This is a genomic window from Tissierella sp. (assembly GCF_031460495.1).
Lineage (GTDB): Bacteria > Bacillota > Clostridia > Tissierellales > Tissierellaceae > JAVKTS01.
On sequence record NZ_JAVKTS010000003.1, the window covers coordinates 306,392 to 319,284 of the forward strand.

Genomic DNA, 12,893 nt, shown 5'->3' on the forward strand with positions numbered 1-12,893 from the left:
AGTAGATTGATGAATTCCTTATTTCCTTCCAATATATAAAAAATGTTCACTAGTACCCATTAGGTTTTCATCCTGACTTAGTTGATAACCAATTTCCAGCCACTTTGCATACTCATTTTCCTCTAAAGAGTTAATTTCTATTTCTTTAGATCCTAGTATGTTTTCAACACCAGCAAAAACTATTTCTGTTAACCCAAAGCTACTCATTAAGTCCTTTGCTTCTTTATAGTCAGTGAAGTAAGCCGTTGTAAATCCTTTATCTACTTGATTTTCACCGTCTTTCAAGTACCCAAGTAGTTCATCTACTGATTCTATTGGATATAGTCCCTTAAGATAATCTTGTATAGGAGCATAATTTGATATAAATGAAGCAACTATAATTCCATTGGCTTTCAACAATCTTAAAGCACCCTCAAGGGCAGCTCTCCTGTCAGATTCTTTTATTAGATGATATAAAGGCCCCATTAGCAAAATAACATCATATTTTTGCTCGTATTTACTCAATTCCAATGCATTACCATGTATATAATCTTCTAGTACAATTCCTCTCTCTGCTGATTTTTCTTTTGCCACCTCAATATTTCTACTTGATAAATCAAGCAAAGATACACTATGGCCTTTTCCAGCTAAATATATAGAATATCTACCAGGCCCTCCACCAATATCAAATATCTCTAAGTTTTCACCAGTCAGATACTCGTCAAGATACCTTTTAGTAATATCGAATTCAATTTTATGTCTTCCAAGTCTTTCCCATTCATCATATTTCTCATCATACCATTGTTCAATTTCTTTCATGCTTTTTCCCCCTCACTCTACTATATTAAAAAAATATGTTACATCATCATCTTGCAGATCACTTCTTTTCTTACCCCCAGATTTTTCATATAACTTACAAGCTGGAGTATTATGTTTCTGTGTAATTAAAAAGAATCTACAGATGCCCCTTACTTTACAAAGATTCTTTATACCTGTAAGAATTTGAAATCCTATTCCCTGATTCTGATACTGTGGAAGTACACCCACTTCATGAGTATATAGCATATTCCCTTGATTGTCTATACGATTGAGCTCATACCCATATGCAAAACCAATAATTTTGTTTTCTCCAATACATGCAAAAATCCAATTATTCGGATTGAAGAGAAAATCTCTAGCATTTTCTTCAACGATAAAGTTACTTCGAAAACTATTTTCCATTTGTACAACTAGCTCTAAATCTGAAAGATTCAGTTTTCTAAATTCCCTATTTGCCCCCATAAAACTCCCCCTAGTATAAGCAAATTTATTCTATATCTTGATTAATATTTATTCTATTAAATTTCTTCAAAGCTAATACAGCCTCAAGTGTTAAATTTCCTATCCAATCTTTTTTCGCAATCTCCCATTCATCTAAATAATCATTCCATTCCCATGTAGGAAATATTTTCTTATTTTCCTCAAGCTTTGCTATTAAGTAATCTAAGTTCTTATCTATAAACTTATTATCAATTCCAAAGAAATTTTCTGAGTCCAATTCAATAAATTTTAATGGCATTGGAACATAGTCTGTCCATTGATCTTCCTCTACATTGATTAGGTTAGAAACAGCAAGTTTTAAAGTATCTTCCATCTGAGCAGAAAATTCCTCATCTATTATATTGTACATTCTTATATAGCAAAATATTTCATGTTCAGAGTTAAATTCTGCCCGTTCATTCAACTTCTCTATAGCATAGTTAATAAGTGAAAATATATCTAATTTAGTAAGGTACTCTCTATATTTATAAAGATACCCTATTAACTCAGCTGTAGGGTTTCCCCATGAATAATCAATAACTGTCATACCTATATCTTCCCTATGCTCCCACCATGGTGCATGAGGATAATCATTTACAGTAATTGGAACACTGTACCAGCCATTTCTTTCCTCATCAAAAGTTGCTTCCAAATATCCAATAGCCTTAGTTATCATCTTCTGTGCTCTGTGGTCATCTTTCAGTAAGTTCAAATATCTTAATCCAATTGATGTTGCCATAGGTGATGAATCAAGTAGCATAAAATCAGACTCTATCCCTCTACCAAAACCACCATCTGGATTTTGATATTTCTCCAGCATGTCCAATATATCATCACCATTTGTATCATTGAAATAATAATTAAATATGGCTCTTTCCAAACCTCTAGCTTCTTTATTCATATAAGAGTTTATTTCATTAAATGTTCTCTTTGATAATTGCCGCATGCAACATTTCCCTCCTAGTTTAGTTATTACTTTATTGAAATTTCCTTTATATTTTTGTTTTACTATTTCATTTAAATATCATAAATATCCTATTAGTTGTTATGCCTTAACACAATGCCAGATTTACACTAAAATCCTTCATTCTCATTTATGATAAACACCTTTATTCTATCCTTGTCGTTTTGCCCCTCTATAATTACTAAATTATTGCATACTCTTTCGGGTGATCTGCAGTCTACACACTTTCCTAACTCTACACATGGAGGATTAAAACCTGCTCTTTTAGCATTTTTAGGCGAAGCAATATTTCTTACTCTATATATTGCTTGTTCTAAAGTATTTGTAATTTTATTGATGCCAATAATAATAATTACATTATTAGGCCCATATAACATTGCAGCTACCCTATTACCACTATGATCCATATTGACTAGGTGTCCATCTAATGAAATAGCATTTGTTCCTGTGATATACCAATCAGTTAATAATGATTTTCTTTTAAGGTCTCTACTTTCTTCTTTGCTTTTAGCTAATGTCTTATCATATACAATATTTCCTCTATCCCTTAATTCATCACTAATTTTCATGTTTTTCAATGTTACCGAATTTCCTATACCAACGCTAACATTCATTGGTATCAATTCTTTAACTCTTGATTTTGCTTCCTCAAATGTCTCAAAAAAGTATCCATCAATATTTCTTGATGCTAAGCTTTGAATCAAATATTGAATTTTGTTATATTCCATTCCATCTCCACCTTTTCAATATCTTATATAACTTTCGTTTTTCACACAAGTGTCTATATCCTTATTCCAATAGTAGGTAATAGATTCTTGTATTTCAATCATACATTTCCCCCTATTAAAATAAATTCGCTTAGATTAAGACCTATTTAAGACTTGATTCAACTTCTTGATAAATAGGTAAATGTCTTCTACATATAATTCTGCTTCATATTTAGTTTTATCTTTAATATTAAACCATTTATATCCGACTATTTGATTGCTATCATTATTCCTTATGGTTATTTTAGTTTCTTTATCTATTCTCCCTATCCATGTGTAATATTTTTTATAATGTCTATTAGGTAGAATATCTTCAAGAATAAAAAAATCATCAAATTCCATGTCTATTCCTAATTCTTCAATTAATTCCCTTCTTATTCCTTCTTCTTCTGTTTCATTTTCCTCTAATCCTCCCCCTGGAATCCACCAATACAAATCTCCATGTTTGTTTTTCTGTTGGATTAGTAAAAGGAATTCCCTATCCTTATCGAGAATTAAAGCACTACACCTGATTATTCTATTATTCATAGTAGCTCACTCCATATAAATTTATATTTCTATGCCTTTATATTCCTAATAGATGTTCCTGTTTATTTAGAAACATAATCCTTCTTTCATTAGCATTTATCTTCCATAAATGAATTCCTGTATCACCAGTACTTATACTTAAATCAGTATTTACAGGTAACATTAAAAAACTTCTAAAGAGCATATTTATCATTCCACCATGGGATACTATACATATCCTTCTTATATTTTCTTCCTTTTCATATTTATGTATAAACTTTGACCAAAACATCTCTCCCCTAGCCCTAAAATTAATATATGATTCAGATTCAGCAAACTCATCATGGGGTTTTCTTCCACCTTCTGGCATGGGAAATTTCATATTAGCTTCCCAACGATGTAACCCAGCTAATAAGCCATTATTCCATTCCATTAATTCATCATCAAAAATTATCTTTGTATTTGTTGCTTGACCTATAAATGCAGCTGTTTTAGCTGCTCTTTTAAGTGGACTACTTAAAATAATGTCAATTTCATAATGCTCCTTTATCCATTCTGCCGCATGTCTTGCTTGCTTACACCCTAGTTCAGTAAGCTCAAAATCAGCTCGCCCTTCATGCCTATCTTCCAAATCAGCAACAGACTGTCCATGCCTCACTACTAATATTTCCATTTAATTTCCTCCTCTTGTCATGAAATTCTAACTGTAATCGTCAGTAGTCTAACTATTTTTATTCTGTTTTAATAAAATTTAATTTTGTTTCATCTATATTAACTTTCGGAATGCCTAGGGTTCTGTTGCTAAATTCGCCATGACAATCAGAGCCAGCTGAAATCATTAAATTGTTTTCATTGCAAAACTTTATATAATAATCTGCATCTTCTATATTCTTTAAATATGGAGAAAAACATTCAATACCTGAAATTCCGTAATCTCTCCATTCTTGTAATATTTCTAATGGCAGCTTGTCTCCCTTTTTATAAGCACTAGGATGTGCTAAAAATGAATATCCTCCTGCTTCTTTAATTGTTCTGATTATTTCCTTAGGATCTTTAAAATATAATTCTTCATTATTTGATTTTATTATTTCAAAGTATTCTCCCATATTTTTAACTATATTCTTATCTAATAGGTAATTCAAAGATTTCCAACCTCCTCTTTTCCTATTGTATTGATATGAATGATAGTCACTAATATCTTTTATCTTATCCGATTCATTTACATATTGAATAATCCTAGTATTAAATTCTTCTCTTTGCATTCGATTAAATTCAAGTAAGTTATTTAGCTTAGTATTATTGCAATCAAAATCATATGCAGTTATATGGTATTCTACACCATTATATGTACATGAAATCTCCACACCAATGATGTAATAAATATCATTCGGAATAATATCAAGTATCTTTATACTGTTTTCAATAGTATCATGGTCTGTAATAGAAAATACTTTTATATTATTTTTTACAATTCTATCTAACACTTCTTCAATAGTCCAAGTTCCATCGGAAGCTGCAGTATGAATATGCATATCAATCTGAAAATCCCCTTGAATCATACAATCACCTCATGTTGTTATTTTTTTGTAATGTATTGATGTTTCGCTTATCTTTATGTGTTGCTTATTCAAATAACAGCTTAATTACAGCCTTTTGTTCCTCGTGTACAATTTTTCCCTCAGGTATTATGTGAAATAAAACCTCATCATTTTTCCAAGATCCTCCGATTGGTTGCAATATATGATAAGCACATTTTTTTAACATTTCAAATTGAACTTTTAAATCATTTGAATTATACATCTGAGTAATAATATTAAATAATTCCGGATTATTATCTTCAATATGCTTCAGTTGTCCCTTTGGTTTGCCTATTTCTAGGTTTTCTATTCTTGCATAACATTGTAAAAACCAGTCAAATGAGGAAAAAATAAAATATCTAGAATATAATTCATTTTTATATAATCGATGTTCTAATTTATCTATAATATGCTTAAATGTGAATTTAAAGATAGTTATTTCGCAATCTGATAGATACTCTGGACTGCTCCAAGCTTTCTTTATCCTATCTAAGATGTTTTGTGTTATATTGTTTCTGTCAAAAAGTATTTTACAGTTTAAATGAGCTAATAAAAACTCGTTTGATGGTGTATCGGAAGAAAAATCATCAACAGATAGGAGCATACAATCTATTGGAATTCCTGCAATATGGAAATGTAGACCATTGAAGTTATAAGATACTTTTTCTTTAAATATAATCGTCAAATCATAATCCCCACCAACCTGCATGTCACTATATGTTCTTCCCCCATATTCAACTATTCCTACTATATCTTCTTTTTTCTTCAAATGTTCAATAAAACTTTCAATATTCTTAAATGAGTTAGTATCTTTTAGCATATTCTCACTCCTTGTATTTATCCGTTTAGTCCACTCAATTTGCCTACCTATCTTGACGGCCGAATTTCAGAAATACAATTTGTAAACCTCTCTTTTGTGTCAGTAAGATAATTATCTAAAACTGCGTCATCTTTAGGATATGTCCACCCAAACCCGTCACCTTTATATCTTGGAAACACATGTATATGATAATGACCAACATCATTGAATATACCACCATTTTGCATAATTGATATACCATCTGGTTTATATATTTCATTTATAGCTTCATAAATTATCTTTGATGCTACGCTAATTGAATTACAGGTATCACCATCAACATCAACTAATTCTACATAATGACGCTTAGGTACAATTAGAACATGTCCCTTGTTTATTGGATCAATATCTAGAAAACAACTTATATTTTCATCCTCAAATACTATATTGCATGGAATAAGCTTATTTGCCAATCCACAAAATCTACATGAATCTTTTTCCATAATACCACCCACTTTCATATATATCCTCATTAGTTACTATATTGCCCATGCTTTCATACCCCATTTATATTGTTTGCTTCAATAGCTATCAGATGTTGAATATCTCCTATTTCCTTTCCCTTTCTTATTTCACACCATAAATTATATTGTTCATGCATCCCCTTCTCCTGATTTAATGTAATTTCCTCTGGAGTGTATCTATAAGTAATACATAAATCTAAAAGTTCTTGAAAAATATAATTTTTAACATGCTGTCTCATTAGCTTTCCGATTTCTTTTTTACTTGAGCAACTTTTCCCAGTTATAAAATAATAGTCCATCATTGCATTAACAATAACACTCTGTACTACAATTCTACTAGATGGATTCTGAATATTTTTATCATACTCAATGAATCTTTCTGGAAACTTTTCTCTCTCTTCTTTATTCCGCCTATTTGATAACTCCTTTGAATATATAATATCTTCACGCTTGGGTGTATCTATCGAATCTACCACATCCTGTCCCAAGATAGTAATCCCTGAATCTTTAATTCGTAAAATTTCAATAGGTAATTCTATTAAATCCTTATTTTCTAAACTCAGTTCAAAATCATTCCTAAATGGTCTCTTCATTTCACCAATCCTATAAATACACTTTGCAATCGGCAAATCATAACTTGTAAGCAAATCAGTTTTCTCTATTATATCTCTTACCTTATTTCTAACATCATCAGATGCTTCATCTTTCAAGATATGAATTAAATCAATATCACTTCCAGCATTTCCTGTATAACTGCCGTTAGATAGTGAACCCACCAGAATTACTGATAACACTTCATTTGATAGTTCTTTTTCTAATCTACTAAGATGAATACTGATGATTTCCCTTGCCCTGTTTTCTGATTTATTCTCCATTACTTTCACCCTTTTTCATTTTAATAAACACGAATTTATCTCCTTATAATTTGTAATGCAAACAAATCTTCGACTTTATCTTTTATACATATATAAGCATCTTCAATGCCTTGATTATATACATACGGAGCTAGTTCTTCGATAAAAAAGTCTAATAATAGTTGAGAGGATAAGTCTCCCAGTTCCTCATCCCTTTCATTTAAAAAGTAATTTATTATATGGTTTCTCATTTCCTCTTTAATTTCCTTACTGAAATTTATTCTATTATTCAAATCTTAAACCTCCTTATGTAAATTCATCTTCGTTTCTTTATGAAAAGACAATCATGTTTTTCCTCCTCATACTTACTAAATATCAAATATGTCAAATAAATATACTCAAATACTCTATTAGTTTTTCCTCTGTCCAGTCGTACATCTCCAATAAAAATATATATGGATCATCATCTATATTTAATAATTCTCCAAAGGCAGGCTCTGTCTTCAATTTATTTTTCTTTAAACTAATTACAGTCTCTCTAGCTTTGCTACTTAAAACATTAAGTATCTTATGTTCTATAATCATATGTTTATAAGCGTTTTGCTCTACTGTCGGTATAGCTTGTCCAAATATTTCAAACATCCATTCATTATAAATGAAATTGCATACAACCCTTATTATTCCATCAACCTCTCTAATTCTACAATCAAATTCCTTATAACTTCCATATATCAGCTTCAGAAGTTCTTCGAACTTCACAAAATCGTAAACTTCACATATTATATCTAAATCACTTTCAGGTAGATCTATTTCTATTGGAATAGTTCCTACAAGTATTGGATTATACATATCCAATGTTTCTATTATATTTAATTCCTCAAGTACCTTATATACCTCTTGTTGCTTTATATTTCCTGATTTTAAATATTCAATTTCTAAAAAATCATGAGATAGTTTTTTCAATATCTTATCATCCTTCTTTTATGAAATTTAATACAAAGTCTGCATTTTCAATAGGTCTACATTCTCCAATATATTTATCCTCTGCCGGAAAATATCTTCTTTCATACTTTGACTTTATATCTTCTGAGTTTCCTATATACTTGTCTCTATTTATTACACGATTTAATCTTATCTCTTTTTGTGTATTTAAATAGATTATGTAGTCAAAGTACTTTCTTATCTCTTTTCTTTGTAAAAATATTCCCTCTAAAAATAAAATTGAACCTTTGGGTATTTCTATTTGCTCCAAAGCATATGCATCATTATCCATATCGTATAATTCAATCTTCTTGTGAATTTCAAGTCCTTCTTTAATCGGTGCTAAGATTTCTTTAATTAAATAATCATATCTCCATTGAATATTATAATAACAATCCCATTCTTCTTTAGTTTCATTGTATCTAATATTTCTTGGATGTATAAAATCATCAATATGCAGTATAACAGGACTATAATTTTTATTCTGCAATTGTGAGTTTAGCAAATTAACAATTGTGGTCTTGCCAGCTCCCCCTAGACCATCAATTCCAATAACTAGAGTTTTTTGTAATTTATATTTATTTGATATTATATCTACCAATTTTTCCATTTATAACTCAATCCAATATCGTTGAATAATTTCAGAAAAGGTTTCACTATATAGTTCATTTTCTAATATTCCATTGTTTCTATGAATGACCTTAGCAGAAGGAACATTTACTTTATCGCAAGTAATTAACACTTTATCTAAATTTAGTTCTCTACATCTTTGCAAGGCTAATTTTAACATTAAAGTTGCATATCCCTTTTTCCTTTCAGTAGGTCTAACAGAATAGCCTATATGTCCACCTTCATTTAAAAGAAATTCATTTAACTTATGTCTTATATTAATCATGCCAATAATCTTATTGTCTGATATTCTTACAAGAAAATATGTATTAGCAGGTACTCTTCCCTCTGGGATATTGTTAAAATCTATATCTCTTTCAATTTTCAACAACCAGTCATCATAATTATCATACCTATCAAGTCCACCAGTTCCATTGATTTCCGAGTTATAATCTAGAAATTCTTGTATATATTCAAATGCCTCTTTTTCATATTCCTTTGATGGGGCTATTAATTTTACATCCATTTTTTCACTCCTCCAGAATGTCTTAGTTAATTATTTTAATTTCTCAATTTTTTCTATCAATCTTGCAGGATTTACTATATTTCCAAGCGTATCCCCATTGCTTAAAGATATTATTTCACCTGTGTCAAGTGCAATTTCCCAGAAAACTTCTGGTGTTATACTAGGATTGATTTGGCATGCTAGTGCATATAATCCAGCAACATATGGAACTGCCCAACTCATACCACCTTGTCTATAAAAAGCATAATCATTGTTCCCTGAAGGACCAGCAGTACACCTAGAATCCATAGGAACTAAGAGATCATCATTATTATACTCATAAATTTTCCAGAACTCTCCTTTTAAATATGAAGCACTATCATCTGGATTTTTTAATGGATTGCGTCCAAGCCCCCTAAGTGGATCACTGCCAACATATATGGTATATATACCTTCCTGCTTTGCTTTTTCAATAGATTCAAGGACCTTTGCATAGCCATTCATCTTTTCGCCTATTCCTAAAGAAATTGATATGACTCTAATTTTTTCCCCCTCAGGTATAATATTATTGATTTCTACAATACGATCTATTGATTTTGCAACCCATGTAAGGTCCCACTCAAATTCTCTTTTTTCATTATAGACACCGTGAGTCTCTGCAATAAAATAAAGATTAGCCTCCGGTGCAACCCCAACTGTTTTACCTACTGCAATAGATGCAACTGCAGGGCCATGCATTGATGCTATAGGTCCGTTAATTGATCTGGTTTCATTTATATAGTGAATCTCTTCATACAATTTTAATTGTTCTTTATATTCCACATGATCAACTAGCAAGGCTTGATCTATTATTGCAATACTAATTCCTTTACCAGTAATCCCTTTTTCATGTAGCTCTCTTAACCCTAAGCCAGGGTTCTTCCCTAATTCCATAATTAATTCATGATTAAATCCATCAGGCAAATTATCTGACCATTTAGTTTTACTATCAAAATCAGCATAAATTAGGTCTTCAAAGTTTTCTCCTAAATCCAAGTTTGTTAAATCACTACTTCTTAAGTCAACTTGCCACATTTCAGATAACTGTGGATTATATCTAGGCAATTCAAGCATTTTCCCAGGTCTATAAATAGTATAATCAGCTGCTTCAGGTTTTCTCACAATACTTAACTCACTCTTTGGTGAAATCATGGTATTGTACTTTATAGGTTCTTCTGATTGATCTTCTTGTTTAGATTGTTCTTGTTTTTCATCTTGCTCTTGTTCACTAGGGTATTCTAATTGTTCTGGCGACTCTCTTTGTACCGTATGTGATGATGTACATCCAGTTAGTAAAGTCACTATTACCATAAACAAACACAAAACTCTTTTCATCTAACATCCCTCCCATATTGCTTATAGTCTATGTTTCAATCCTATGTTTATATTAGATTTTCAATACCTATTTAGACAGTTTTTTAGGGTTATGTAATTTATATTCCTTAAGGCTTAAATATCCTTGTGTTGATTTTATAAACATCTTACTATATTTTCTTGCATACAAAAATCAATTCTCTGCCATTCTCAATACTACTCTTATCATACCAGCCATATTCTTCCACTATTGATAATCCTGCATCTTCTATATATCTAACAATCTGATTATAGTAATAATATTTTAATTTTAAATGTTCTTCGACTCTTCTTGCATCCCCAGCATTATCTGTAATTTCAAAAGCAAAATGAGGATAGATAATTTGGTTTACTGTATCTATTTTATCTCCCCAGTGTTTTTTTACTATATTATATCCTTTCTTGGCATCAAAGGCTTCCCATTGTATTTTCTCATCATAACACCAATCTTCATCTAGCTCTTTATTTGGTCTAAATACATTTAGGATAAAAAGCCCTTTATCTGATAAATGCTCTTTAATGCAATTTAAGGAATTTAGGATATCTTCCTCCTCAGTTAATGCTTGAAAGGCTCTGAAAGGAGCAATAATCAGTTCAAACTTCTCTCTCAAATCAAACTTAGCCATATTTCCCTTTACTAAAGTAATATTGTCCCTATATGATGAGGTTTTTAGTTTTTTATTAAAAATTTCAAGCATAGAATCTGACAAATCTAATCCTGTTACCTTAAATCCAGATTCTGCCAACCTCAATGCTACTCTCCCAGTACCACAGCCTAATTCTAACACTTGTCCCCCTGTTTTTAATGCATATTCATTATAAAAAGGTATATCATCTATTAAATTATCCCTATTATCATAATCATATAGCCAAGCAGCGTTTTCAAAAATATTTCCTATTTGCATTATTTATCCCTCCTTAAAAATCATACAAGAAGAACCCTATTTACTGTTGTTTTTAATAATTCTTCTATATTACTTATTCTGCGAACTTTTACATATTCCTTCTTTTTGTAAAAATAAATTTCGACAATTGAGAATTTACTTCTAATTAAATATCGCCTATTTCCTTTGATTAGTTATTTTGTAGCAAAAATACCTTTCTGACATAACATAATTAGTACCTATATAGAAGGGGGGATTCCATTGAAAACATCAGCAATAATAGACAGTGTTTTATCACTATTTATAATGATCTTAGTGGGTGTTTACGGGAGGAAGAAAAAAATCATTACTTCAGAAATGAATAAAGGATTAACAGATATTCTCATACAGATAGCATTACCTTTCATGATTGTTACTTCTTTCATTTTTACATATGATAATAATATTAAGACCAATGTTATAAATACCTTTTATTATAGCCTAATAGCCTATATAGTAATGGCAGCTTCTTCATACTTACTCCTATTGCCTGTAAAAAATCATAAGAAAACAATACTACATTTTGGTAATGTATTTACTAATACAGGTTATGTTGGTTTTCCAATACTCAATTCTATATATGGCACAGAAGGTGTTATATATGGATCTATATTTAATATGTTTTTCGTAATATTTGTGTGGACTTACGGGCTTATATTATTCAAAGGTAATTTTGAGAAGAAGGAACTAAAGACTGAAATAAAAAAGGTCCTTCTAAATCCATCCATTATAGCAGTTTTCATAGGCATTATAATCATGATATTTGATATTCAATTGCCGGGTGCCATATCATCTAGTATGAAAAGTATAGGAAATATTACAGGTCCTTTGTCTATGATCATCATTGGGTCTATACTTTCAAATGTTAAAATAAGAAAACATTTAAGAGATTGGACAATATATTATGGGATAACTACTAAACTAATAATTATTCCAATAATTATATACTTTATATCACTGTTAGTGGGTGATACCTCAAAGGCTGTAAACACAGTAATTATAATGACTGCCATGCCTGCCTCTGCTATGACTTCAATCTTTGCTGAGAGTTTTGATAAGGAGAAGGAATTTGCAGCCTTTCTAGTGTCTGCAACCACATTATTATCTTTGATTACAATACCTCTATTATTAAAGATTATTACTTAAATTTCTCTCTTTGGTTTTCAATACATTGATATTCTTTTTTGCTTTCTAGAGAACATAATTTTTAATA

The 12,893-nt window shown here is 30.4% G+C and carries 17 protein-coding genes; 1 reads left to right on the plus strand and 16 read right to left on the minus strand.

The features are described from left to right. Positions 1 to 18: 18 nt before the first annotated feature. The 16 genes from RIN63_RS09205 to RIN63_RS09280 form a co-directional block, all read right to left on the minus strand. The gene (locus RIN63_RS09205; RefSeq protein ID WP_310444430.1) at positions 19 to 798 is read right to left on the minus strand and encodes a class I SAM-dependent methyltransferase; all 780 of its coding nucleotides are present in this window, start codon (positions 796 to 798) and stop codon (positions 19 to 21) included. 12 nt (positions 799 to 810) lie between these two features. Continuing rightward, positions 811 to 1,260, minus strand: a complete 450-nt coding sequence (locus RIN63_RS09210) for a GNAT family N-acetyltransferase (protein WP_310444431.1) — start codon at positions 1,258 to 1,260, stop codon at positions 811 to 813. Positions 1,261 to 1,285: 25 nt separating this feature from the next. After that, the gene (locus RIN63_RS09215) at positions 1,286 to 2,224 is read right to left on the minus strand and encodes a hypothetical protein (RefSeq protein WP_310444432.1); all 939 of its coding nucleotides are present in this window, start codon (positions 2,222 to 2,224) and stop codon (positions 1,286 to 1,288) included. Between the two features lie 128 nt (positions 2,225 to 2,352). Beyond that, positions 2,353 to 2,970 carry a lactate utilization protein gene (locus RIN63_RS09220; protein ID WP_310444433.1) on the minus strand — a complete coding sequence of 206 codons (618 nt, stop codon included), beginning with the start codon at positions 2,968 to 2,970 and terminating at the stop codon, positions 2,353 to 2,355. A 135-nt stretch (positions 2,971 to 3,105) separates the two neighbouring features. Then, a complete protein-coding gene (locus RIN63_RS09225) occupies positions 3,106 to 3,537 on the minus strand; it encodes an NUDIX hydrolase (protein ID WP_310444434.1) in 432 nt (143 codons plus the stop codon). Positions 3,538 to 3,574: 37 nt separating this feature from the next. Continuing rightward, entirely contained in the window at positions 3,575 to 4,189 is a 615-nt protein-coding gene (locus RIN63_RS09230) for a histidine phosphatase family protein (protein ID WP_310444435.1), read from the minus strand. Between the two features lie 58 nt (positions 4,190 to 4,247). After that, positions 4,248 to 5,075, minus strand: a complete 828-nt coding sequence (locus RIN63_RS09235) for a PHP domain-containing protein (protein WP_310444436.1) — start codon at positions 5,073 to 5,075, stop codon at positions 4,248 to 4,250. A 64-nt stretch (positions 5,076 to 5,139) separates the two neighbouring features. After that, positions 5,140 to 5,913, minus strand: coding sequence for a hypothetical protein (locus tag RIN63_RS09240; RefSeq protein WP_310444437.1), 774 nt, complete (start codon positions 5,911 to 5,913; stop codon positions 5,140 to 5,142). Between the two features lie 47 nt (positions 5,914 to 5,960). Then, on the minus strand, positions 5,961 to 6,425 hold the full coding sequence (locus tag RIN63_RS09245; protein WP_310444438.1) for an HIT family protein: 465 nt from the start codon (positions 6,423 to 6,425) through the stop codon (positions 5,961 to 5,963). Positions 6,426 to 6,448: 23 nt separating this feature from the next. Further along, positions 6,449 to 7,291 carry a nucleotidyltransferase domain-containing protein gene (locus RIN63_RS09250; protein WP_310444439.1) on the minus strand — a complete coding sequence of 281 codons (843 nt, stop codon included), beginning with the start codon at positions 7,289 to 7,291 and terminating at the stop codon, positions 6,449 to 6,451. Positions 7,292 to 7,326: 35 nt separating this feature from the next. Beyond that, positions 7,327 to 7,563 carry a DUF2164 domain-containing protein gene (locus RIN63_RS09255; RefSeq protein ID WP_310444441.1) on the minus strand — a complete coding sequence of 79 codons (237 nt, stop codon included), beginning with the start codon at positions 7,561 to 7,563 and terminating at the stop codon, positions 7,327 to 7,329. A 91-nt stretch (positions 7,564 to 7,654) separates the two neighbouring features. Beyond that, complete coding sequence (locus tag RIN63_RS09260) at positions 7,655 to 8,233, minus strand: DUF4269 domain-containing protein (protein ID WP_310444442.1); 579 nt, start codon at positions 8,231 to 8,233, stop codon at positions 7,655 to 7,657. 7 nt (positions 8,234 to 8,240) lie between these two features. Further along, positions 8,241 to 8,861, minus strand: a complete 621-nt coding sequence (locus tag RIN63_RS09265) for a P-loop NTPase fold protein (RefSeq protein ID WP_310444443.1) — start codon at positions 8,859 to 8,861, stop codon at positions 8,241 to 8,243. Next, complete coding sequence (locus RIN63_RS09270; RefSeq protein WP_310444444.1) at positions 8,862 to 9,386, minus strand: GNAT family N-acetyltransferase; 525 nt, start codon at positions 9,384 to 9,386, stop codon at positions 8,862 to 8,864. A gap of 30 nt (positions 9,387 to 9,416) precedes the next feature. Then, entirely contained in the window at positions 9,417 to 10,739 is a 1,323-nt protein-coding gene (locus tag RIN63_RS09275) for a S8/S53 family peptidase (RefSeq protein WP_310444445.1), read from the minus strand. Positions 10,740 to 10,888: 149 nt separating this feature from the next. Continuing rightward, entirely contained in the window at positions 10,889 to 11,662 is a 774-nt protein-coding gene (locus RIN63_RS09280; RefSeq protein ID WP_310444446.1) for a class I SAM-dependent methyltransferase, read from the minus strand. Between the two features lie 240 nt (positions 11,663 to 11,902). Between RIN63_RS09280 and RIN63_RS09285 the strand changes: the two genes are divergently transcribed. Further along, positions 11,903 to 12,826 carry an AEC family transporter gene (locus RIN63_RS09285; protein ID WP_310444447.1) on the plus strand — a complete coding sequence of 308 codons (924 nt, stop codon included), beginning with the start codon at positions 11,903 to 11,905 and terminating at the stop codon, positions 12,824 to 12,826. Positions 12,827 to 12,893 lie beyond the last annotated feature (67 nt).